This is a genomic window from Pseudomonas sp. CGJS7, from assembly GCF_036961695.1.
Genome location: NZ_JBAMDI010000117.1, coordinates 13,519 through 35,900 on the forward strand (window position 1 = coordinate 13,519; position 22,382 = coordinate 35,900).

The following is a 22,382-nucleotide window of genomic DNA, read 5'->3' on the forward strand; positions in this document are numbered from 1 at the left end:
CTTGTACGATCCTGCAAGCCTGTTCTCACGGGGTGCGCGGGCGCCTGCGGTAACTCAGCGTGACGCTCGCAAACGCTCCAGCCAGCGTAAGGGCGGTACGCCGTAGCAGCGGCTGAAGTGCCGGGTCATGTGGCTCTGGTCATGAAAGCCTGCGGCAAGGGCGGCGTCGACCAAGGTGAAGCCGTCCAGGATCATTCGGCGAAAGCTGTCGAGGCGGCGCAGGGTGACAAAGCGATAGGGGCTGGTGCCGTACAGCGTGCGAAAGTCACGCGACAGGCTCCAGCGTTCGCGGCCACTGGCCTGTTCCAGCATGTCCAGTGTTATGCCCACATGCAGGTGTTCCATGATGAAGGCTCGGGCGCGTTCGGCTGCCTGGTAATCCAGGCGCTTGCGCCCGCGCGGCTTGCCGCCGACGGCCCGCAAGGCGATCGCCAGGTCATACAGGGCGTCCTGTTCTTCCAATGGCTCCAGCGCGTGGTCCACTGCCTGCACGAACGCTTCGCTGGCGTGGTACAGGCGCGGGTCGCTGGACAGCCCGCCAGCGATGAAGGGCAAAGGCTGACCACCCAGCACGTTCTGGATCAGTGCCGGGTCGACGTAGGCCATGCGGTAGCGAAAGCCTGCGTCGGTGCCGGCCATGCCGTCATGCAGTTCGTCCGGGTGCAGCACCAGCGTGTTGCCCGGTATGCCGTGGCGCAGCGAACCCTTGTAGTGGAAGCTTTGCACGCCGGCCAGCGTACGGCCGATCGAATAGGTATCGTGGCGATGCGGGTCGTAGCCGTGGCTACCGAACCAGGCTTCGATACGCTCGATACCGCCCGGTTGGGCACTACGGATGACCCAGTCGGACGGCGGTAGGGGCTTCGCTTTGCGGGCCATCGCGGTCAGTGCCTCCTGCTCACGCCCGGGTGGACAGGCTCATGTGCAGCAAGGGGAACGGGCGACCTTCGCCATCCAGTGGTGAACGGCCAGTCTGGACGAAGCCATAGTTCTGGTAGAACGCTGTTGCCTGTGGGTTCTGCTCGTTGACATCGACACTCATCGCACTGCGTGACTGGCGGCCGAAATCCAGCAATGCACGGCCAATGCCCTGGCGGTGGCGCGCTGGATCGACGAAGAGCATTTCCACATGGTTTTCATTGAAGCCGATAAAGCCCAGTGGCTGGTCATCGGTGTCTACCGCAACCCACAGCTCGACGGCCGGGAAGTACACGTCGCGCAGCTGTGGCAACAGTGCGTCGATGTCGGAGGGTTGCAGGAAGTGGTGCGTCGCGCGAACAGCGCGCAGCCAGATGTCGAGCAGCTGCGGGTAGTCTGCAGCGATGCCTTGGCGAATGATCATGGTGTCATCCTGAGTGTATTGATGGCGGATGGGCGCGCCAGTGAGCGGCGGCCATGCAAGGGTCGGCATCATGAATGACCGCTTCGCGAGTCAACGCCTGGGCGGTGCACGGCAGGGGAGGCCGGAAGGGAAGAGAGCGGAAGATTACCCCGGTCGCGCAGTAGGGGGCAATGGCGATTGCATAGGGTGCAGTGCAGGTTTCGACTCGGCTAGGATGCATGTCGAGGCTGGTATTGAACCCGAACAACAAGCACGGCCCGGGAGCACCCATGAACCGCAACGAACTGCGCAAAGCCGATATCAACCTGATGGTGGTGTTCGAAGCGCTGATGCAGGAACGCAACCTCACCCGTGCCGCGGAGAAGCTGTTCGTCGCCCAGCCCACGGTCAGCGCCGCGCTGGCCAGGTTGCGTGCGATGTTCAACGACCCGTTGCTGGTTCGAGTGGGCAACCGAATGGAGCCCTCGGCCAGGGCCGAAGAGGTGATCAAGTACCTCACGCCAGCCTTGGATGCGATGTCTGTCGCCCTCAGCATGACCCATGATTTCGACCCGCTGACCAGCAAGATGACCTTCCGCATCGGCTTGTCCGATGATGTCGAGTCGGGCCTGCTGCCGCCGCTGTTGCGGGCGCTGCGGGTGGAGGCGCCAAACGTGGTGGTGGTCGTGCAGCATGTGGACTACTGGCGCATTCCGGACCTGCTGGCGGCGGGCGACGTGACGGTGGGTATCAGCCAGACCAAGGGCCTGCCTGCCAATGCCAAACGCAAGGTGCTACGCACCCTGCAAGCCAGGGTAGTGCGGGCCGACAAGTCCAGCACGCCGCTTTCACTGGATGAGTTTTGCCAACGTCCGCATGTCCAGGTTTCGCCAACCGCCAACACCCAGGGTGTGGTCGATGACTGGTTGAAAGACATCGGCCGTGAACGCAAGGTGGTGTTGTCGGTGCCGCAGTTCAGTTCGCTGCCGGCGATTCTGGCCGGTACCGACCTGCTGGCCTGTTGCCCGGACTATGCCGCACAGGGTATGGAACGCTGGGGCAACCTGCAGGCCGAGACGTTGCCGTTCGAGACTGCTGCACTGGAGCTGGCCATGGTCTGGTTGAGCACAACCGACAGCGACCCGGCCGAGCGTTGGCTGCGTAGTCGCCTGGAGCACTACATGGGCGGACTACGGGAAGCGGTCATGGGATGATGGCTTTGCATCGTGCTGCAACTGGCTGCCGATGAAGTGAAAGTGTCGCAGATGTACCAGCGCGCCGGGTGCAGTTTGATCAGTCACTTTCGTTGGCCTGTTGATGTGTAGAGCGCTTGCGTGGTTTTTTCGCCGGCCGCTTGCCGGGCTTGAGCTGCCAGCGGTCGGCGTTGGCGAGCAGGCGTGCCTGGATTGCGGGTGGATAGTCGCTCAGTGTTGTCACGGGAGGGACTGGCTTGCCGGGCAGGCCGGCCTCGCGGATGACCTTCGGCCAGCGCGGTCGCCAGCACAGCAGCAGGCTGAGCCAGTGGCCGGTGCCGATGATGACGAAAGCGGGCCAGACAAACAGCAGCGCAACCTTGAACAGCCAGCTGCTCTTGCGGAAGAAACGCCCAAGGCCTTCGAACTGGGCGCTGAATGCCTGGATGGGTGAGGGTAGCTGGGTGCTCAGGCGGGGGCGGGGGACGGCGTTTGGGCCTTCTTCCATGTAACGGCGGATGAATTCCCACTCATCACGCAGTTCGCTGCCGCCTTGGCCTTGTTTGCCGAGCAGGGCCATTTCCATGTGGGGCAGGCCGGTGCGGCTGGGGTGCCAGATTAGACCAAGTCGTACTCCAACGCTTAGCGAATCATCTTCTGGGCGAATGCCCGTGCTGCCGGTCGTTTTCCATGGGAAGGTGACGATGCCACCACAGTAGCTGGGGCGGTGGAGGTGGACCTGTTGAGTTATTCGATTGAAGCGAATGAGCAGATGCCGACTGGTCAGCATTTCCAGTCGCGAGATTTTTACGCCGTACTTCAGGTAAAAATACAATGCTGCTCCTGAAGCTGAAGCCAAGAGAGCTGTAAGTAAGACTGCTATAAAGGAGATTGAATAAGGTTGGGTGATATCAAGCCAGATGGAACCGACAGCTATGCCGGTTCCGAAAATTATCCCAGGCAGCACCCCGCCGATCGTGACTAGCGTAATGAGGCCGCGCTTCTCTTCTGAACCGCCACAGCGCATTTCCATGTAGGTTTCATTGAATGCATAAACAGGGCCGCGTATGAGGGGTGCTTCACTTACCTGGCAAAAGTGAATCTCTTCATTCAGGTCGCCTTCATAAAAATCTTTATTTGCGCGCTTCTCTGCTGGTGTCATCCCTGCTTCGTACGTTCTGCGTGCAGCTTCTGACTGGGTTGCCATCTGCCAGAATCCCCATTCGATAAGATACATTATAAAACCTCGCCGATAGCAGAATGTAGGGCGCTCAGTTCTTCCTGCTCTTCATAGGGTTTGATATTTTTATGAGTTCGGAAACAGCTACGTTTACACCACTTCTCTAAAGCGTCATCTTCCAGAATATAGATTATGAGTGTCAGGATGATTCCGATCCAGAATGCACCTAAGACTAAACGTGCAAGAAGTAGGCGAGCAGCTTGTGTTCCCAGTTTATTGGCGAGCGCGCCCATGGATGTTGTCATCATTCTCACAAGTTTTGTTTTGGCATTCTGAGATAGATGGTCAAAAAGAGGTTTTGCGATTGCAATGGCTGTTCCTGCTTCCGCCAGCGAGATTGTAATAGTTGCCAGTGCCCGCGATGCGTATGCAAGTGCCAGCGTTCCAGGTTTTTTGGTACTTTGTTTGGTAAGGTTTTGCTGGCGGTATATTAACTGCTGAGCCGCATCGGCGAAGTCCCACCAGGCGAGTACGAAACCACCTGTCACAGCTAAACTGGCGCCCCATAGTTTCAAACGCCCTAAAGCGGCCGCTGCTCCTCGTCCGGTCACACTGTTTGCGCCGTACCGCGCGACCACCTGGTCCACATAACTGGCTCCAACTTCGAAGCCCGCCGCAGCCGTGGTCATCGCGGCCGCCAGGAGTTCGGTCTTCACCCGCGCATCACCGTCAGGCAATTCGCGCGCTTTGAAGGCCATCAGCATCCCCTCCAGCAGGCACACCAGCCCGGAGACACGCACTTTGTAGAAGTCACTGTTCCGGGCCTGCATCAACCCTTCAGCCCAGGCCTGGTCGAGGTACCTTGATACCTGGCCTGTACTGCGTTGTGGGTTGATGGGCTGCCCGCTACGTGCAGCTTCACTCAGGCGAATATCGACAGCCGTTTCATGCACCGAAGCGAACAAGGTCAGCCGCAAACCCTGGTGCAGTGCGCGGTCCATGCTGTTGGGGGTCGCGGTGCGCAGCACTTGCCGCCCCAGCGCGACGTACCAGGCATACAGGCCGATGCTGGCCGTGCTGCTCTGTGCCTGCATCTGTTCGTACAGGGTGTTGATGCGCCCAAAGGCATTGGCAGCGGCATGGGCTTGCCTGGCAAGCGCTTCCGGCAGGGCGAAGGATGACGCTGACGACGGTTCGGCCTTGGCGGCTTCCAGCAGCGCCGCCAGTTCTTCCCGCAGGTCCTCCTGATTGTAGGTGATGCCGCGTATTGCCAGGTTGCCCCGGTCTGCTACGTCGCTGCGCCACCAGTGGTCCAGCACTTTCGTGCCCCATTCACTCAGCTCCATGCCGATCACGCACTGGCCGGTCTGTTCGGCAAAGGCCAGGCCGTTGATGAGGTCGGCGTTGTCGTAGCGGTCCAGTGCCTGCAACAAGCGTTCGCTGACCACCCAGCGGGCATGGTCCTTGGCGCGGTCTTCGGCGGCTTGCTGGGCGTGTTGCATGGCCTGCTCGAAACCGTCGAGCTGATCGTGCATGGCCTGGCGGTCGACCAGGTGGCCGTATTTCTGGTCGAACCGCTTGCGGAACTCGCCGGCATCCTGGCGGGCCTGGACTTTGCTGCGGACGCCGCGCTCGAACTGCGCCATGTGCGGCTTCATGCGTTCATCATGGGCATCGGCCTGTTGCCTGGCCCGTTCGGAGAACAAGTAGATCTCGGGATGCAGGTGGAGCTGGTTGCGGACTTTTTCGGCCATGACTTCGCGCTTGACGATCTGCTCGGCCACCATCTGCGGGTAGAGTTTTTCGATTTCCAGGAACGACTGCGCGACCAGCAGCTTGCGTTCGTTGTCGACCCCGGGTTCCACGGTGCGCGCCAGCCACTGGGTCTTCACATCCTCGACAGCGGCGTTGCGCCAGGCGTTGAGCTCCTGGGTGATCCCGATGGCGTCTTCGATGACGATGGCGGCGCCACGGGGTTTGCTGTGGTTCACCAGCGGTGCCAGCGCTTGGCGTGATGCGTGTGGCGAGACGATCTGGTCGTTGTTGAACGGCTGCAGGTCCAGTAGCGCCTGCAGGTCTGCATCGTCCTGGGCCTTGAAGTCGGCCACCCAGCTCAGTTGGTCATGCTTGAGGACGTGGGGCTGTGGCGGGGCGTCGGAAGGCTGGATGAAGCGGGCGATATCGATCGTGGGCAGGCTGCTGCGGTATTGGTCGTCGAGCAGGCGGTAGTTGTCGAGCATGCGCGGGGTCAGCGGGGAAGGGCTGAACAATGGGCGCAGCTCCTGGATGTCATCCAGGTCGTAGAGTGTGATGGTCCAGCCGAAACCGCGAAGGATCTCATCCAGATTGCCGGCGCTGGGGGCAGGCGCCCAGGGGGCGTCGCTGCTGATGTACAGCAGCGAGCCATTGGGCGCCACGCGGTACTGGCTGTGCCATTCGTAGGCCGGTGCGCTATGGCGCTTGATCAGCAGGTAGAGAAAGCCCTCACGCAAAGGGCGGATGGCGTAGCTGGAGTGGGTCAGCTCGCCGACCTCCTGGAACGGGCTGAGATAGCCTGGCAATTTGGGCAGGCGGGCACGTTGTGCCGGGTTGCCACCGACGGCGGCGTAGCGCAGGGGCAGCAGTTCGAAGCGGCGGGTGCAGTCGGCGACGGGGCTGTTGCGCAGGGCCGGGCGGTAGCCGGAGGTGATGCGCCTGCACAGTTCGAGGGTTTCGTTGAGTGAGTCCATGGTTGTGTTGTGCCTCAGTCCTTGGTGCGCAGGCAGCGCTGCACGTTGTCCATCAGGGATGTCTGCTGCTCGCGCGTGGCGGCAATCGCCTCCTGCCAGGCTGGCGAGCTACTGAGCTGTTCGCCACCGCGAGCCAGCATCAGCACATAGCTGATAAGGTCTTCTTCACGTCCCAGGCCTTGCGCGCGCGCCTGATCCAGATAGTGCTGAATCAAGCCAACCCGTGTGCCGTGGCAGGCAGCGTGCAAGGTCGGGCAGGACTGCTCGTTCTTGAGCAACTCGGCAAGTTGATAGCTCAGCGGGTCACCCGCCAGTTCGGCCCAACACGCTTCGTTCAACGTGATTGGCGGACAGTGCGTGGATTGAGGCTGATCCCCCCCGGATATCTGCATCCACAACCGCTTGCTCGGGTGTGCCACGGGTGCCCACCAGTGATGGATGGGGGCCAGCCATTCGCTTACCCCAGGCAGCTCACGGTGCCTATCCAGCACTAGCAGCGCCGCGGCGGTGTGGAAGCGCAACAGGTACGAGTGGCCGTCCGTGCCCGTGACGATGTTGGCGTGGCTCAAGTGTCCTGCGAGCCGGGCAGCGGGAAGCGCGCTGACTATCCAGCCGCACACGGCGCCAGCAGCACCTTGTTCAAGTTGCCACTGGAAGTCGTACTGGGCCGAGACATCGGAACCGAGGCGCGAACCGAACAACCAAGGGCCTGCTGTCCGCAGGTTGCTGAACTGGGCTTGCTGCAGCAGTGGCCAGCAGCGGCCCGTGTAGTGCCCGGTCAGTTGTTCCTGCACCTTGGGTGTCAAATTGGCCATTTCCACGATGGCGCTGAGGCGATAGTGATCGGATGCCCGCAGCACATCGACCATTGCTCTGACAAATGGGCTGGGCATCAGCTTGCTCCTTCCATGCGAATGATGGTGTGGCCGTCGGCGATCGCCTTGAGCAGGCAGCTGAGGCAAATGGGCTCGCCCGGCGCTGGTACGCCAGACGTTGAAGTGACGCGATTGCTACCCGTAGCCTGCTGGCTGACAGGCCCTTTGAAGGCCAGCGCCAGGCCGTCCAGCGTGATACCGGCGCCGTCGACTCTCAAAAGCCCTGCGGGGCTGCGGATCGTCAGGCTTTCGCTGACCTGGATGTTATAAACCTTGGTGGTGTGCCGGATGGCTTCGCCCGTTTGCAACGTGCTGTGACCGGCAACCACCTGTTCGCGGTGGCCGCCGATTTCTACCGTGTGGTTTGCCTTGGTGATGTCCTGCCGGTGGTTCCCTACCTGTTCGATTCGGTCCTTGCCTGTGGTGATCCTGTGGTTGCGGCCGATGCTCAGGCTGTCGTCGTTGCCGATTTCGTGTACCCGGTTCTGGCCGATGCCAACAGACTCGTCACGGGCAATGTCTTCGCGACGGTCCTGACCGATCGAAATCGTCTCGTCTCGTTCGACGCGTTCGGTACGATCGTTACCCACGCGTGTGGTTTCGTCGTGCTTGACGATGTTGTTCTGGTCCCGCTCGGCATGAATGAACACCTCCTGCCGACCCAGTTCATCCTCAAAGCGCAGCTCGTTGAAGCCTTCGCCTTTATGGGTCTGGCTCTTGATGGTCATGCGCGTCTTGTGCTCGGGCAGGTCATAGGGCGGCAACTGGTTACCGCAATAGGTGCGCCCGGTGATCATCGGCTGGTCCGGGTCGGCGTTGACGTACTGGATGATCACATCCTGGCCGATGCGCGGGATGGCCATCGAACCCCAGCTGCCCCCCGCCCAACCTTGCGACACGCGCACCCAGCAGGAGCTGAACTCGTTGTTTTCGCTTTCCCGGTCCCAAGGAAAGCTCACTTTCACCCGGCCCCATTGGTCGCAATAGATTTCCTCGCCCTTGGGCCCGACCACCGTCGCCATGTGCGGGCCGTCGATGCGTGGCTTGGGCAGGGGGGCCGGGCGCCATTCGGTCCTGCCGGGAACCAGCAATGCTTCCTGTTTGTAGCGGGTGCCTTGCTGCGAGCCGGCGGCCTCTTCCTGCAGGCTGGTGAACTGGGTGCCTTCGTGATGCACGCTGACCGTGCGCCAGTGCACGTTGAGGTCTTCACGCGGGTGCTCGATGAGGGTGAAGCTCAGCCCCGGTTGCAGGCGCACATCGTCGCCTTCCACTTCGGCAATGCGTGCATCATGGCGCAGGGCCGTGAGGCGGGTGGCAGTGAACGGAACCCCGACCGCATCACGCTTGTATCGGCCGGGGTAGTCGAAGCGCTCATAGTTCAGCGATTGATGGGTGTTGCTATTGTCGTAAGCCTGGTGTTCCTGACGGTATTGTGGGTGAGTGAAGGTGTAGTCCCGTTGCACCTGCCGCGCTGTTCGAACCTGTTCGCTGTAACGCAAGCGCCGCAGGCAAGGCCTGGCCTGATCGCCGCCTCCAACGGATCGGTACAGCACCTGATCGGGGCCAACGTCGTCATTGTGAAACCCTTCATCCTCGTCATCGGTCTTGATGGCCCCCCGGCTGATCTGCCCCAGCGCCAGTAGCCGGTCAGTGATGACCAGCAAGTGCTGTTTCGGCGTGTGTTCGAAGCGGTAGACAATGCCTTCCTCGGCGGCCAGGCGGGCCATGAAGTCGAGGTCTGTTTCACCGGCCTGCACGCAAAATTCGCGCACCTGATGCGGGTCGAGACACTTGAGCTCGTAGGCATTCACGCCCTGGCGTTTGAGCATGATCTCGAGAATCTGCGGCACGGTTTTCTGCTGGAAGATGCGCCAGTTCGAGCGTAGCCCGGCGCGGGCCAGCATGGGCTCGACCAGTGCCCGGTAACGGGTGCGATGGAAGCCTGTTTCTCCCTGGCTGAAGGTGCTGACCAGGCCGTGCACGTAGCGCAACGGGCGCTCACCCTGCCAGAGGGTGAACAGCACCGGTTTGTCGAGGAGCTGGCCGAAGTCGACATCGTCTTCGAAGCTGATCAGCTCCAGCTGCAGCCGGAACGGTGAGCTGATGGCTTCGTCCAGTTCGAACGACACCACCTCAAACTCGCTACGGCCAACCAGCGGCTGGAAAGTGAAGCGCAGATCGGATTGGCTGGGCATGTGGCGTCCCCCGTTACTGTTGCAGAATGGCGTTGAGCGATTCGAGGACTTCGGCGGTTAGCAGGTCGAGGCGGTAGCTGTAGTAGCTGTAGGCGCAGACCATGGCGATGACCGAGATGACCAGCGGGGTCCACCAGGGCCACTGCCAGCGGCGCATACGGTGGGGGCAATGGACGACGTTGCTATAGGGGTCGCTCACTGTTTCCGGCGTGGGGCCACGCAGTTGGCGAATGACCTTGTGCATCCGGCTGATCAGCGCGCGAAGGATTTCTTCGCCCTTGGGGTCAAGGGCGTATTTGCCTTGCAGGCCCAGGCAAAAGCAGAAGTACAGGAACTCCAGCACATCCTGGAATTCCTTTGGCGATTGCATGATGCGCTCGAGCAGCACGAAGATCTTTTCGCCGCCCTGGGTTTCGTCGTGGAAGATGCTCAGCAGCGGTTCGTGGCTCCAGCACGAGTTCTGGCCCCAGGGGCGGGTCATCACGGCCTCGTCCAGGTGCAGGCACAAGGCGTAGGAATAGACTTCCTGATGGACCGCGCAATAGCCGTGCTGTCGCATTTCCTCGCGGATAGTACCGATCTGCGTTTGCACGGTCTTGTGCACGAACTGGATGTTGGGCAGGTCATCCAGCGTGCGCAGGCGAATGACCAGGCCGAACAGCTGGCTTGCCGCGTCGAGCATGAGGTTGTCGTAGCCGCCGCGTAGCTGAAAGTCCGGGTCGGCCGGGTAGCTGGTCAGGTCTGTTGCGTATTCAGGACCCGCGCCACCAGCAGGCCGTGGGGTTTCATTTGTGTCTTCAAGCAGGATTGGCTTTTGGTGGGCGGGCACTGGTTTGCCAGTGCGCTCGGACTCTTTGGGCATCCTTGATCCTCGTCTCTTGGCAGGTCAAACACTCGCAGTGCACCTACTTCCATGTGGCGGGGCGCAAGCATTTGCGAAAGTTTGAAGACTAACGAGGAATCAATTTTCGAGACAGATTGAAACTTCCTAATGCGTTGTAAGAAGTTTCGCTAAAAGTTGTTTTTAAGTGTTTCTTGTCAAAAAAATGATGTTTTGTACAGGTAGGGAGGCAACGCATGAAACCGGTTTCAAAACCTTTCTGAACGCGCTAGATTATTCGGCTGTCTCTTGATGGCCTATCAAGATCACCTCTCAATTGAAAATCAGATGGCGCTTATCAAGGCCGCCCCACAGCCGATGAGGATTCGCAATGCCTGAGCATGCCCCAGACAACCCGCGCAGGGATTTTCTGCGCAAGACCTTGACCCTGATCCCTGTCGTTACCGTGGCCAGCACGGGCCTTGGCGCAGGCGCCAGCCAGCTGCTTGCGGCCCCGCAACAGCCACCGAACGTGCCCGCCACGCCACCTGCGGGCGACTATCGACCGACATTCTTCAGCGCCGAAGAATGGGCTTTTGTACAAGCCGCCGTGTCGCGCATCATCCCGGCCGATGAGCTTGGCCCAGGGGCACTCGAAGCGGGTGCCGCCGAGTTCATCGACCGGCAAATGAACACCCCCTACGCGACTGGTGCACAGTGGTACATGCAAGGGCCGTTCAACGCCGACGCCGCGCCCGAGCTGGGCTACCAGCTGCAGCTCAGCCCGCAACAAATCTATCGCCTGGGCATCGCTGCCGTGGACGGCTGGTGCAAGGCCAATGGAGGACAGGTTTTTGCTGCGCAAGATAGCGCTACCCGGGACCGCATTCTCAGCAAGTTGGAGGCAGGAGAGCTGGTTTTCGAAACCGTTCCGGCCAAGGTGTTCTTCAGCCTGCTGGTGCAAAACACGCGTGAAGGGTTCTTCTGCGACCCGATTCATGGCGGCAACAAAGGCATGGTCGGCTGGACTCAGATCGGCTTCCCCGGCGCCCGCGCCGACTTCATGGACTGGGTCGAGCGCAATGAGCCTTACCCGTTCCCGGCTGTATCGATCCGTGGTGAGAGGGCCTGAGGCATGGCGACGGTGTTGAACAAAGTGGATGCGGTGATCGTCGGCTTCGGCTGGGCCGGTGCGATCATGGCCAAAGAGCTGACCGAGGCCGGGCTGCACGTGGTAGCCCTGGAGCGGGGGCCGATGCAGGATACCTACCCCGAAGGCAGCTACCCGCAGGTGATCGATGAGCTGACCTACAGCGTGCGCAAGAAGCTGTTCGTCGATGTATCGAAAGAAACCGTCACTGTCCGCCATAGCGTGAATGATGTGGCATTGCCCAATCGCCAGCTGGGCGCATTCCTGCCGGGCAAGGGCGTGGGGGGCGCGGGCCTGCACTGGTCGGGAGTGCACTTCCGGGTCGACCCCGTCGAGTTGCGCCTGCGCAGCCACTATGAAGAGCGCTACGGGCGCAGGTTCATTCCCGAAGGCATGACCATCCAGGACTTCGGCGTCAGTTACGAAGAGCTGGAGCCCTATTTCGACTTTGCCGAAAAGGTCTTTGGCACTTCAGGCCAGGCCTGGACCGTCAAAGGCCAGGTGGTCGGTGAAGGGAAGGGCGGCAACCCATATGCGCCGGACCGTTCCAACCCGTTCCCGCTGCCCGCGCAGAAGAACGTTGTATCGGCAAGGCTGTTCGAAAAGGCTGCCACCAGCCTGGGCTACAAACCCTACAACCTGCCGTCGGCCAACACCTCGGGGCCATACACCAACCCCTACGGTGCGCAGATGGGGCCGTGCAACTTCTGCGGTTTCTGCAGCGGCTACGTGTGTTACATGTACTCCAAAGCCTCGCCCAACGTGAATATCCTGCCGGCGCTGCGCCAGGTGCCCAACTTCGAGTTGCGGCCCAATGCCCATGTGCTGCGGGTGAACCTGGACGACAGCAAGCGCAAGGCCACCGGCGTGACCTACATCGATGCCCAGGGACGCGAGGTGGAGCAGCCGGCAGAGCTGGTGATTCTGGCCGCTTTCCAGTTCAACAACGTGCGTCTGATGCTGCTTTCCGGCATTGGCAAACCTTACGATCCGGTGAAGAACGAAGGTGTGGTCGGGCGTAACTTCGCCTATCAGAACATGGGGACAGTCAAGGCGTTCTTCGACAAGGACACCTACACCAACAACTTCATCGGCGCGGGTGGCAATGGCATTGCCATCGACGATTTCAACGCCGACAACTTCGACCATGGCCCGCACGGCTTCGTCGGCGGTTCGCCAATGTGGGTGAACCAGGCCGGCAGCCGGCCGATTGCCGGCACCTCCAACCCGCCGGGCACACCGGCCTGGGGCAGTGCCTGGAAGAAAGCCACGGCCGACTACTACAACCACCAGGTGTCGATGGACGCCCACGGCGCACACCAGTCCTACCGTGGCAATTACCTGGACCTGGACCCCACCTACCGCGATGCCTACGGTCAGCCGCTGCTGCGCATGACGTTCGACTGGCAGGAAAACGACATCAAGATGAACCAGTTCATGGTCGACAAGCTGAGCAAGATCGCCCAGGCGATGAACCCTAAGGCCATTGCCGTGTTGGGCAAGCAGGTCAAGGACCACTTCAACACCACCAGTTACCAGACCACCCACCTGAACGGCGGGGCGATCATGGGCACCGACCCCAAGACCAGTGCACTGAACCGCTACCTGCAAAGCTGGGACGTACACAACGTGTTCGTTCCGGGGGCTTCGGCGTTCCCGCAGGGGCTGGGTTACAACCCGACCGGGCTGGTGGCTGCGCTCACGTACTGGTCGGCCCGCGCCATCCGTGAGCAGTACCTGAAAAACCCCGGTCCGTTGGTCCAGGCTTGAGGAGCGATGAGCATGAAGACACTGTTGATCGCCACCCTGGTGCTGGGTACCGGTGTGGCTGCACAGGCCGTAGCGAATGACGATGCGCAGGTACGCCTGGGCGAGTACCTGGCCCGCGCCGGTGACTGCGTGGCCTGCCATACCGCCAAAGGCGGCAAACCCTTTGCCGGCGGGTTGCCGATGGAAACGCCGATTGGCACGGTGTACTCCACCAACATCACCCCGGCGGCCAGTGGCATTGGCCAGTACAGCTTCGAAGACTTCGACCAGGCCGTGCGCAGGGGGATCGGCAAGGACGGCAGTACGCTCTATCCGGCCATGCCATACCCGTCTTATGCACGGGTCAGCGAGCAGGACATGCAGGCGCTGTACGCCTATTTCATGAAGGGCGTGGCGCCTGTCGAGCAGGCGAACAAGGCCTCTGACATTCCCTGGCCGCTGAGCATGCGCTGGCCACTGGCAATCTGGCGCGGCGTGTTCGCACCAGAGGCCAAGCCCTGGCAGGCATCGGCGACAGCTGACCCTGTGGTGAACCGCGGTGCGTACCTGGTCGAGGGCCTGGGGCATTGTGGCGCTTGTCATACGCCGCGGGCGCTGACCATGCAGGAGAAGGCCCTGAGCGCGGCCGATGGCGAGCAGTTTCTGGCCGGCAGCGCACCGCTGGAAGGCTGGATTGCCAAGAACCTGCGTGGCGATCACAAAGACGGCCTGGGCAGCTGGAGCGGAGCGCAGTTGGTGCAGTTTCTCAAGACTGGGCGCAGTGATCGCAGCGCCGTGTTCGGCGGCATGAGCGATGTGGTCGAGCACAGCATGCAGCACATGAGTGATGCTGACCTGACCGCTATCGCCCGCTACCTGAAAACCCTGCCGCCGAGTAATCCGGATGACCAGCCGCATGTGTACGACAAGCAGGTAGCCGATGCGCTATGGAAGGGTGACGACAGCAAGCCTGGGGCGGCGGTGTACATCGACAACTGCGCGGCCTGCCACCGCACCGACGGGCAGGGCTACACCCGCGTGTTCCCGGCCTTGGCCGGCAACCCGGTGGTGCAGACGGCGGATGCCACGTCGCTGATCCATGTGGTGCTCGCCGGTGGCACGGTACCGGCAACGCACGCTGCGCCGTCGAACTTCACCATGCCGGCTTTCGGCTGGCGCCTGAGCGACCAGGAGGTTGCCGAGGTGGTGAATTTCATCCGCAGCAGCTGGGGTAACCAGGGCAGTGCCGTTACGGCCGGTGATGTGAAGTCGCTCCGCTGACGTGTATTTCTGCACCCTCGCCCGTAGGAGCGGGTTTACCCGCGAACACGGGCGAAGCCCGTGCCATCGTAATCAGATTCCAGGGTAGGCCCTGTCCCACAGATATAAATTCATAACTATCAATAACCTATGAAATATTCTTAATGCGATTTAACATTTACTATCTTCGTGCCCGACCAACGGCATGTTGACGAACCCGCGCATTTTTGCTGTATTGAAACCGGTTTCATCACTATTAAAACAATCATAAGGAAAACCCATGACCGACGCGCCTGCCCATACCCGCGAACGGGTCACCATCAGCGAAGTGGCGCGTGTTGCTGGCGTTTCCAAAGCCACCGTCTCCCGTTACATCGGTGGCGACCGCCAATTGCTGGCCGAAGCCACGGCCAAGCGGCTGGAAGAGGTCATCGAACGCCTCGGCTATCGCCCCAACCAGATGGCTCGCGGCCTCAAGCGCGGCCAGACGCGACTGATCGGCATGCTGGTGGCCGATATCCTAAACCCCTATTCAGTGGCCGTGATGCACGGTGTGGAAACTGCCTGCCGTCAGCATGGTTACAGCCTGGTGGTGTGCAACACCAACCGCGACGACGAGCAGGAGCGTCACCACCTGGTGGCCCTGCAGAGCTACAACGTCGAAGGGCTGATCGTGAACACGCTTGGTCACCACCCCGGCGAACTGCTTAACCTGCAGCGTGACATCCCCATGGTGCTGGTCGACCGCCAATTGCCCGAGCTGAATGTAGACCTTGTCGGCCTGGACAATGCTGACGCAGTCGAGCAGGCCCTTGACCACCTGCAAGCCCAGGGCTACCGCGACATCCTGGCGGTCAGCGAACCCCTCGATGGCACCAGTTCACGCCTGGAGCGGGTGCAGGCATTCGGCGCGTCGATCAGCCGACGGCCAGGCATGCGTCAGCAGGTACTGGAAATCGGCGCCGGGCTGCAGGGCCAACTGGCTTCGTTTCTTGCCCACAGTGGTCATGGTCCGCAAGCCATCTTCACCTTCAACGGCGTTGCCACCTTGGCGGTCACCCGGGCGCTGCTCGAGGCCGGGCGCAACCTGGTTGCCGATGTCGGGCTGATCGCCCTCGACGACCTCGACTGGTACCCCTTGGTCGGCAAAGGCATCACCGCACTGGCCCAGCCCACCGAGCGTATCGGCGTGGCGGCCTTCGAAAGCCTGCTCGGTCGCTTGCGCGGCGACAGCGGCGCAGCCCGGCGCATCGACTTCAAGGCCAACCTGATCATCCGCGGTTCAACCCAACCCCAGTAAGAAAACGGCAGGCTTTTGCCTGCTGTTGATCAAAAATGAAACCGGTTTCATAAGGACAAGAACAATGCAAGCGAACCCCGTTTCCATCAGTCTCTCCAGCTACGGCGCCGACTTTGTGCGCCAACGTGGCCAGGAGCAGTTTCTGGACCTGCTGGCAGCCGCTGGCGTCAGTCGCGTCGAATTGCGCGAAGAATTGTTCGCCAGCGCACCGGACGCAGCTGCGCTGGGCAGGGTCATTGCCGCGCTGCGCCTGGAATGCCTGTACTCCACCCCCCTTGAACTGTGGACCGCGCAAGGCGTGCCCGACCCGCTGCTGGTGCAGAAGCTGGAAATTGCCCGGGCGCTTGGCGCGGTGGCGCTGAAGGTTTCCTTGGGGCACTTCGATGAGCACTACGATGTGACGGCCCTGGCGTCGCTGCTGCCTGCGCAGGGGCCTCTGTTGCTGGTGGAAAACGATCAGACCGCACAAGGTGGCAGGATCGAACCGATGCTGCAGTTTTTCCAGCGTGTCGACCCGCTTGGGCTGCGCCTGGGCATGACGTTCGATATCGGTAACTGGCAGTGGCAAGCCGAGCCTGCGCGGCAAGCTGCAAGGCAGCTAGGCCGTTGGGTGCGCTATGTGCATTGCAAGGCTGTGCAGCGCCGGGCCGATGGCCGTCTGGTTGCCATACCGCCGCAGGCTGCGGACCTGCAGGAGTGGGCAGCGCTGATGGCCGAGTTCGCGCCGGGCGTGGTGCGCGCCGTCGAGTACCCCCTGGTGGGCGAAGACCTGCTGGCGCTTACCCGGGCCCATGTGCGTCACCTTTCTGCACTGGGCGCGGCGCAGGAGCTGGACCATGCATGAACATGACGTGCTGTGTTTCGGCGAAACCATGGCCATGTTCGTCGCCGAGCAAGCCGGTGACCTGGCCGGTGTCGGGCAGTTTGGCAAACGCATCGCCGGCGCCGACAGCAACGTGGCGATCGGCCTGGCGCGGCTGGGTTTCAAGGTGCGCTGGCTGAGCCGGGTTGGTGACGATTCGCTGGGCCGTTTCGTGCTCGACAGCTTGCGCTGCGAAGGCCTGGACTGTTCCGGTGTCGAGGTGGATGCCAACTACCCGACGGGCTTTCAGCTCAAGGCCCGCAGCGAGGATGGCAGCGACCCGGCAGTGGAGTACTTTCGCCGCGGTTCGGCGGCCAGCAGGCTGTCACCTGCGATGGTGAGCCCCGTTTGGCTGCAGGCTCGCCACGTGCACGCTACCGGTATTCCGCTGGCGCTGTCGGACAGCTGTCGGGCGCTGTCCCACGCGCTGTTGGACGGGATGCGCGCGGCCGGTCGCAGCATATCGTTCGACCCCAACCTGCGCCCCTCGCTGTGGCCCGATCAAAGCAGCATGGTGCGCGAAATCAATGCCCTGGCGGCCAAGGCCGACTGGGTTTTACCAGGGTTGGAAGAGGGGCGGTTGCTGACTGGTCAGCACACCCCGGCCGATATCGCCGCGTTCTACCTGGACCAAGGGGTGGAACTGGTGGTGATCAAGCTGGGCGACGCTGGCGCCTACTTCCGCAGCGCCAAGGGCGAAGGGCAGGTAGCCCCCGTGCCAGTCAGCCGCGTGGTGGACACCGTCGGTGCAGGTGATGCCTTTGCCGTCGGTGTGCTCAGCGCGTTACTGGAGGGCCGTCCGGTAGCCGAGGCGGTAGCGCGCGGCAACTGGTGCGGCAGCCGTGCCGTGCAGTCGCGGGGCGACATGGAAGGGCTGCCGCTGCGCCATGAACTGGAGGCCTACGACCTGCGCAGAAGCGCATGAGCCGACCCCGAATCACCTGTTGCAACAAAAACAACAAGCTCAGGAGAAACAAACCATGCAAAGCCAAAGCCTGGCACCTCGCCGCTGGTGGTACATCATCCCGATTGTGTTCGTCACCTACAGCCTGGCGTACCTGGACCGCGCCAACTACGGCTTCGCCGCCGCCTCCGGCATGGCCGAAGACCTGCACATCACCCCGGTGCTGTCTTCGTTGTTGGGTGCGCTGTTCTTTCTCGGTTACTTCTTCTTCCAGGTGCCCGGCGCCATCTACGCTGAAAAGCGCAGCGTGAAGAAGCTCATCTTCGTCTGCCTGATCCTGTGGGGCGGCCTTGCCACGCTTACCGGCATGGTCAGCAACGTCTACATGCTGATCGGTATCCGCTTCCTGCTCGGGGTGGTGGAAGCTGCGGTCATGCCGGCCATGCTGGTGTACCTGTGCCATTGGTTCACCCGGGCCGAGCGTTCGCGCGCCAACACCTTCCTGATGCTGGGCAACCCGGTGACCATTCTGTGGATGTCGGTGGTGTCCGGTTACCTGATCAAGCATTACGACTGGCGCTGGATGTTCATCATCGAAGGCCTGCCCGCCGTGATCTGGGCGTTCTTCTGGTGGCGCCTGGTGGATGACCGCCCGGCCCAGGTGGCTTGGCTGAGCGAGCAGGAAAAGGCCGCTCTGGCGCAGGCGCTGGCTGCCGAGCAGCAGGGTATCAAGCCTGTAAAGAACTACCGCGAAGCGTTCCGCTCGCCGCAAGTGATCATCCTGGCGCTGCAGTACTTCTGCTGGAGCATCGGCGTGTATGGCTTCGTGCTGTGGCTGCCGTCGATTCTCAAGCAGGCGGCGAACGTCGATATCGTGCAGGCCGGCTGGCTGGCCTCGGTGCCTTACCTGGCGGCAGTGCTGGCAATGGTGGGCGTGTCCTGGGCGTCCGACCGCCTGCAAAAGCGCAAGCGCTTCGTCTGGCCGCCGCTGCTGATTGCCGCGTTGGCGTTCTATGGTTCCTACGCCTTGGGCAGCGAGCATTTCTGGCTGTCGTATGCATTGCTGGTGGTTGCTGGCGCCTGCATGTACGCCCCTTATGGCCCGTTCTTCGCGATCGTGCCCGAGATCCTGCCGGCCAACGTCGCAGGCGGCGCCATGGCGCTGATCAACAGCATGGGGGCGCTGGGCTCGTTTGGCGGTTCGTGGCTGGTGGGCTACCTCAATGGGGCTACGGGCGGGCCCGGCGCCTCTTACCTGTTCATGTGCGGTGCGCTGCTGACGGCAGTGGCGCTTACCGCTGCGCTCAATACTTCCCAGACCTCTGGCCGGGCAAAGCGCGATAGCTCGCGTCTGGCCATGAACCATTAGGAAACCTGCAATGAAGAAGCGAATCGTCCTGTATAAACGCCTGTCCGACGACCTGATGGCACGCCTGCAAGATCGCGTCGAGGTGACCTGGGTGGATACCACTCAGCCCGACGGCCTGGCCCGCCTGCGCGATGCGTTACCGGGGGCGCACGGGTTGCTGGGGGCCAGCCTGCGCCTGGATGCCAGCCTGCTCGACCTTGCCCCGCAACTGGAAGTGGTGTCGAGCGTTTCGGTAGGCGTGGACAACTACGACATTGCTGAACTCAGCAGGCGTGGTGTGATGCTCACCAACACGCCCGACGTGTTGACCGAAACCACGGCCGACACAGGCTTTGCCTTGATCCTGGCTACCGCCAGGCGGGTGGTGGAGCTGGCGAACTGGGTGCGTGACGGCCGCTGGCAGGCCAACCTGGGGCCGGCGCATTTTGGCAGTGATGTGCACGGCAAGACGCTAGGCATCGTCGGCATGGGCCGCATTGGCGAGGCCCTGGCCCGTCGCGCGGCTGCCGGCTTTGGCATGCGCGTGCTGTATCACAGCCAGCGTGCCAAGCCCGAGGTGGAAGCACGCTATGCCGCATGCCAGTGCAGCCTGGATGAGCTGTTGCAGCAGGCAGATTTCGTTTGCCTGACGGTGCCGTTGAGTGCCAGCACCGAAGGCCTGATAGGCGCACGGGAACTTGCGTTGATGAAGCATGAGGCAATTCTGGTGAACATCTCACGCGGGCGTGTGGTGGATGAGCAGGCGCTGATCGAAGCGCTGCGGGCCAGGCGTATCCGCGGTGCGGGGCTGGACGTGTTCGTGCACGAGCCGCTGCCGACCGACTCGCCGCTGTTGCAGCTGGATAACGTGGTAGCGACCCCACACATCGGCTCGGCGACCGAGGACACCCGCCAGGCCATGGCGCGTTGCGCGGTGGACAACCTGCTCAGCGCGCTGGCCGGTGAGCGGCCGGTAAACCTGGTCAACGGCTGACGCGCCCCGGTTCCCACAGGGGCCGCGCAGCCTTTGAAACGGTCAGCGGCAGTTGCCTGCCTTGCGATACCCCGCTGCCTGCGCTTCACCTTCGTTTGCGAAGGTAACCTGGTTCTTCGCTGTAACCTGGTTGTAGCCCGGGCAGCCGACTGACAGGTGATAGACGTGGCTGTTGCGGTTGCCAAGCACGGCACCGACCGAACCGGCGCTGGCCAGGCTTGGTTTGGCCTCTGGCTTGGCCGCGTTTACCGGCACCGCCTGTACCAAGCCGCTGCCAACCGGCTTGTAGCCGGCGGTCCACTTGCGTTCGCCGCTTACGAACGGGTTGGCATGGCCCATGATCGCGGCAATGCGCCGGTCGCGTTCTTTCTCCCAGGCCGACACCGGGTGTTGCTTGTCCCAGGCCATCAGCAGCTGTTGCTGTTGGCGCGACATGTTCAGCTTGTAGCGGTCGAACATGTAGAACGTGGTGCGGGCCACCAGGCCTTTGACTTCGTCACGCGGTTCGGCGGTGCGCTGGACGAAATCGACCTTGGTGGTGCATTGGCCGTATTCGCCGGCATTGCCAGTGACCATGCCGTAGTTGAAGTTGCTGCGGTCACCGTTGACCTCACCCACGGCCGGGTAAAGGTTGAACAGGTCGGCTTCCATGGCGCGGAACACCGGGTCGTTGTCCACGCAGTGCTCACGGCCGCCGTTCTTCCAGCACTGGCGCTGGTTGCCGAAGGTGTGGGCGGGCACGATGTGTTCCCACTCGGTGCGTTCGGCGCGGTTCTGCTGCTTGCGCGTCTTGTAGCCACACGAGGCAGCGTCGATGCGCCCGCCAGACTTGCCCACCCAGGTCCATTTGCAACCGCAGTACAAGTCGCCCATGGCACTGCTGGCCTGGTCCAGGTAGACCTTCTGCTTGGCCACCACCTTGGCTTCGGTGAAGGTGGCCGGCGGGTTGGCCAGAGCGGGGAGGGTAAAGGAAAATAATAAGGTTACGGCGTAAAGCAGTGATTTCATGGGGAAAACATATTTCAGGTTGGGCCGGGCATTGTAATGGTTTCCCCGGGGCTGACCAGCTCGCGGAGCCATACCAATGGTCGGCCAGGGTCGTCGCTGCCCATTCGGTTGAATGTGGCTGAGTCGAGCATGTCCCGCACTTGGGTGCCCATGCGCAGCAGGTGCTCGACGAAACCGGCACCGACGTCACCGTAGTCCTCCAGGGAAACCCCGCTCTGGTTGTGCTGGATTGCGAGGTGGTAATGACTGACACCATCGCCGTTGCCGCTACCGCCCAGTACCACCGTGAAGCGTGGGCCAAGCAGGGTGGCCAGGCGTTCCTGCACCAGATCGAGCAGGGCGATGGGTATTTCATTTTCGCGCAGTGATGTAGGGAAACAGGGTGTGAACGGAGGCATGAGGGTGTCCTGCTGGGCGGGGTTCGAGTGCTGGCCAGCTTAGGCAAGGTGACTGTCAACTTGGGTAAAGCGGGGGTAAAAGCGGGTAATGCTCAACCCCCGTGCTGCGCGGTTCATTTCATGAGCAGCATCAGAAGGTCTGCCCCAACGAGAACTGGAACACCTGGGTTTCGGCGTTATCCGGCTTTTTCAATGGCGCCGCCAGGCTGAAACTCAGCGGCCCCATCGGGCTGTACCAGGTCACGCCAACCCCCAGCGACACAGCCATCTGCGCCAGGTCGACGCTGCCGCAGCCTTGGGTGGTGGACAGGTAGCAGGTGTCGGCATACACGTTGCCGGCATCGACGAACACCGAGCTGCGCAGCTGGCTCTGGTCCTTCACGAAGGGCAGCGGGAACAGGTACTCGGCACCGCCGGTAATCAGGATATTGCCCCCCAGCACATCGGTGTCGCGGTCGGAATAGTAAGCCTGCCCAGCGCTGGAATAGGCCCCGGTAGCCGGCGTACTGCGCGGGCCGAGGGTACCGTCCTTGAACCCGCGTACCGAGCCCTGCCCACCGGCGTTGTAGCTTTCATAGAACGGCAAGCCGTCGGTGGAGCCATAGCCGTTGCCGTAGCCCAGGTTGGTGTGCAGGCGCAGCGTGGTGTTGCTGGTGACCGGCAGGAAAGCCTGGCCGTTGTAGTCGAGCTTGTAGAACGACAGGTCGCTGCCAGGGGTGGTAGCCATCAGCGTCAGGCTCTGCGAGTGGCCCCGGGTGGCCAGTACGCCTTTGTTGAGGGTGGACTCCGACCAACCGATCGACGCCTTGAGGTTGTTGAAGCTTTTGCCTTCGCGGGAGATGAAATCGTAGATCTCGTCAGCGCTGTAGGTGCCGGGCGAAATGTCGTCGTGCTGCAGGGTCAGGCCGTAGGTCAGGCGCGAGGTTTCGTTGATCGGGTAGCCAAAGCTGACCCCGGCGCCGTAGCTGTTGATTGCATAGTACGAAACCCCATCGTCGTAGTAATCGCTGTAGTCGGTGCTGTTGTAGAACAGGTTGTAGCCCAGGCTGACGCCGTCGGCGGTGAAGTAGGGGTCGACGAAGCCGAAGTTGTACTT

Annotated in this window: 19 protein-coding genes; 9 read left to right on the forward strand and 10 right to left on the reverse strand. The window is 61.9% G+C overall.

The window, feature by feature from the left end:
- Positions 1–54 precede the first annotated feature (54 nt).
- Together V7787_RS41630 and V7787_RS41635 are read right to left on the reverse strand one after the other, a co-directional pair.
- Complete coding sequence (locus V7787_RS41630; protein ID WP_064490995.1) at positions 55–879, reverse strand: AraC family transcriptional regulator; 825 nt, start codon at positions 877–879, stop codon at positions 55–57.
- Between the two features lie 19 nt (positions 880–898).
- The gene (locus V7787_RS41635; RefSeq protein WP_064490994.1) at positions 899–1,342 is read right to left on the reverse strand and encodes an acetyltransferase; all 444 of its coding nucleotides are present in this window, start codon (positions 1,340–1,342) and stop codon (positions 899–901) included.
- A gap of 269 nt (positions 1,343–1,611) precedes the next feature.
- Here V7787_RS41635 and V7787_RS41640 point away from each other — a divergent pair, with 269 nt between their 5' ends.
- Positions 1,612–2,535 (forward strand): LysR family transcriptional regulator, encoded by a 924-nt coding sequence (locus V7787_RS41640; RefSeq protein ID WP_064490993.1) that lies wholly within the window; start codon positions 1,612–1,614, stop codon positions 2,533–2,535.
- Positions 2,536–2,614: 79 nt separating this feature from the next.
- Here the strand turns inward: V7787_RS41640 and V7787_RS41645 are convergent, their stop codons facing one another.
- From V7787_RS41645 to icmH, 5 genes are read right to left on the reverse strand one after another with little or no spacing between them, the layout of a single operon-like run.
- Positions 2,615–3,751, reverse strand: coding sequence for a DUF6708 domain-containing protein (locus tag V7787_RS41645; RefSeq protein WP_064490992.1), 1,137 nt, complete (start codon positions 3,749–3,751; stop codon positions 2,615–2,617).
- Entirely contained in the window at positions 3,751–6,423 is a 2,673-nt protein-coding gene (locus V7787_RS41650) for a T6SS effector BTH_I2691 family protein (RefSeq protein WP_336093433.1), read from the reverse strand. Before V7787_RS41650 ends, V7787_RS41645 begins: the two co-directional genes overlap by 1 nt.
- Positions 6,424–6,437: 14 nt before the next feature.
- The gene (locus V7787_RS41655; RefSeq protein WP_064492134.1) at positions 6,438–7,316 is read right to left on the reverse strand and encodes a DUF4123 domain-containing protein; all 879 of its coding nucleotides are present in this window, start codon (positions 7,314–7,316) and stop codon (positions 6,438–6,440) included.
- On the reverse strand, positions 7,316–9,493 hold the full coding sequence (locus V7787_RS41660; protein WP_336093434.1) for a type VI secretion system Vgr family protein: 2,178 nt from the start codon (positions 9,491–9,493) through the stop codon (positions 7,316–7,318). Before V7787_RS41660 ends, V7787_RS41655 begins: the two co-directional genes overlap by 1 nt.
- A gap of 13 nt (positions 9,494–9,506) precedes the next feature.
- On the reverse strand, positions 9,507–10,355 hold the full coding sequence (gene icmH / locus V7787_RS41665) for a type IVB secretion system protein IcmH/DotU (RefSeq protein WP_104887690.1): 849 nt from the start codon (positions 10,353–10,355) through the stop codon (positions 9,507–9,509).
- A gap of 349 nt (positions 10,356–10,704) precedes the next feature.
- Between icmH and V7787_RS41670 the strand changes: the two genes are divergently transcribed.
- From V7787_RS41670 to V7787_RS41705, 8 genes are all read left to right on the forward strand, one after another.
- A complete protein-coding gene (locus V7787_RS41670; protein WP_104887689.1) occupies positions 10,705–11,445 on the forward strand; it encodes a gluconate 2-dehydrogenase subunit 3 family protein in 741 nt (246 codons plus the stop codon).
- A gap of 3 nt (positions 11,446–11,448) precedes the next feature.
- Positions 11,449–13,233: a GMC family oxidoreductase gene (locus V7787_RS41675; RefSeq protein ID WP_064492130.1), complete on the forward strand. Its 1,785-nt coding sequence runs from the start codon at positions 11,449–11,451 to the stop codon at positions 13,231–13,233.
- Between the two features lie 12 nt (positions 13,234–13,245).
- Entirely contained in the window at positions 13,246–14,493 is a 1,248-nt protein-coding gene (locus tag V7787_RS41680) for a cytochrome c (RefSeq protein WP_336093436.1), read from the forward strand.
- A gap of 259 nt (positions 14,494–14,752) precedes the next feature.
- Positions 14,753–15,772, forward strand: coding sequence for a transcriptional regulator PtxS (gene ptxS / locus V7787_RS41685; protein WP_010954253.1), 1,020 nt, complete (start codon positions 14,753–14,755; stop codon positions 15,770–15,772).
- A 64-nt stretch (positions 15,773–15,836) separates the two neighbouring features.
- Positions 15,837–16,616 carry a sugar phosphate isomerase/epimerase family protein gene (locus V7787_RS41690; protein WP_336093438.1) on the forward strand — a complete coding sequence of 260 codons (780 nt, stop codon included), beginning with the start codon at positions 15,837–15,839 and terminating at the stop codon, positions 16,614–16,616.
- The gene (locus tag V7787_RS41695) at positions 16,609–17,559 is read left to right on the forward strand and encodes a sugar kinase (protein ID WP_087535524.1); all 951 of its coding nucleotides are present in this window, start codon (positions 16,609–16,611) and stop codon (positions 17,557–17,559) included. The genes V7787_RS41690 and V7787_RS41695 overlap by 8 nt, the downstream gene beginning before the upstream one ends.
- A gap of 55 nt (positions 17,560–17,614) precedes the next feature.
- Positions 17,615–18,907: an MFS transporter gene (locus V7787_RS41700; protein WP_010954250.1), complete on the forward strand. Its 1,293-nt coding sequence runs from the start codon at positions 17,615–17,617 to the stop codon at positions 18,905–18,907.
- Between the two features lie 10 nt (positions 18,908–18,917).
- Entirely contained in the window at positions 18,918–19,880 is a 963-nt protein-coding gene (locus V7787_RS41705; RefSeq protein WP_104887686.1) for a 2-hydroxyacid dehydrogenase, read from the forward strand.
- Between the two features lie 42 nt (positions 19,881–19,922).
- On the opposite strand, the gene V7787_RS41710 is transcribed toward V7787_RS41705, so the two are convergent.
- The 3 genes from V7787_RS41710 to V7787_RS41720 form a co-directional block, all read right to left on the reverse strand.
- The gene (locus V7787_RS41710; protein WP_064492125.1) at positions 19,923–20,888 is read right to left on the reverse strand and encodes an endonuclease; all 966 of its coding nucleotides are present in this window, start codon (positions 20,886–20,888) and stop codon (positions 19,923–19,925) included.
- 14 nt (positions 20,889–20,902) lie between these two features.
- Positions 20,903–21,286, reverse strand: a complete 384-nt coding sequence (locus tag V7787_RS41715; RefSeq protein ID WP_064492124.1) for a hypothetical protein — start codon at positions 21,284–21,286, stop codon at positions 20,903–20,905.
- 130 nt (positions 21,287–21,416) lie between these two features.
- Positions 21,417–22,382, reverse strand: a 966-nt coding sequence (locus V7787_RS41720) for a BamA/TamA family outer membrane protein (protein WP_336093441.1), incomplete at its 5' end; no start/stop codon positions are given.

Excerpts from the sequence above, each read along its gene's own strand:
- V7787_RS41660 (WP_336093434.1), bottom strand. The coding sequence starts at position 9,493 with ATGCCCAGCCAATCCGATCTGCGCTTCACTTTCCAGCCGCTGGTTGGC.
- V7787_RS41715 (WP_064492124.1), bottom strand. The coding sequence starts at position 21,286 with ATGCCTCCGTTCACACCCTGTTTCCCTACATCACTGCGCGAAAATGAA.
- V7787_RS41650 (WP_336093433.1), bottom strand. The coding sequence starts at position 6,423 with ATGGACTCACTCAACGAAACCCTCGAACTGTGCAGGCGCATCACCTCC.
- V7787_RS41675 (WP_064492130.1), top strand. The coding sequence starts at position 11,449 with ATGGCGACGGTGTTGAACAAAGTGGATGCGGTGATCGTCGGCTTCGGC.
- V7787_RS41645 (WP_064490992.1), bottom strand. The coding sequence starts at position 3,751 with ATGTATCTTATCGAATGGGGATTCTGGCAGATGGCAACCCAGTCAGAA.
- V7787_RS41670 (WP_104887689.1), top strand. The coding sequence starts at position 10,705 with ATGCCTGAGCATGCCCCAGACAACCCGCGCAGGGATTTTCTGCGCAAG.
- V7787_RS41680 (WP_336093436.1), top strand. The coding sequence starts at position 13,246 with ATGAAGACACTGTTGATCGCCACCCTGGTGCTGGGTACCGGTGTGGCT.
- V7787_RS41640 (WP_064490993.1), top strand. The coding sequence starts at position 1,612 with ATGAACCGCAACGAACTGCGCAAAGCCGATATCAACCTGATGGTGGTG.
- V7787_RS41705 (WP_104887686.1), top strand. The coding sequence starts at position 18,918 with ATGAAGAAGCGAATCGTCCTGTATAAACGCCTGTCCGACGACCTGATG.
- V7787_RS41635 (WP_064490994.1), bottom strand. The coding sequence starts at position 1,342 with ATGATCATTCGCCAAGGCATCGCTGCAGACTACCCGCAGCTGCTCGAC.
- V7787_RS41630 (WP_064490995.1), bottom strand. The coding sequence starts at position 879 with ATGGCCCGCAAAGCGAAGCCCCTACCGCCGTCCGACTGGGTCATCCGT.
- V7787_RS41690 (WP_336093438.1), top strand. The coding sequence starts at position 15,837 with ATGCAAGCGAACCCCGTTTCCATCAGTCTCTCCAGCTACGGCGCCGAC.
- icmH (WP_104887690.1), bottom strand. The coding sequence starts at position 10,355 with ATGCCCAAAGAGTCCGAGCGCACTGGCAAACCAGTGCCCGCCCACCAA.
- V7787_RS41695 (WP_087535524.1), top strand. The coding sequence starts at position 16,609 with ATGCATGAACATGACGTGCTGTGTTTCGGCGAAACCATGGCCATGTTC.
- ptxS (WP_010954253.1), top strand. The coding sequence starts at position 14,753 with ATGACCGACGCGCCTGCCCATACCCGCGAACGGGTCACCATCAGCGAA.
- V7787_RS41700 (WP_010954250.1), top strand. The coding sequence starts at position 17,615 with ATGCAAAGCCAAAGCCTGGCACCTCGCCGCTGGTGGTACATCATCCCG.
- V7787_RS41710 (WP_064492125.1), bottom strand. The coding sequence starts at position 20,888 with ATGAAATCACTGCTTTACGCCGTAACCTTATTATTTTCCTTTACCCTC.
- V7787_RS41655 (WP_064492134.1), bottom strand. The coding sequence starts at position 7,316 with ATGCCCAGCCCATTTGTCAGAGCAATGGTCGATGTGCTGCGGGCATCC.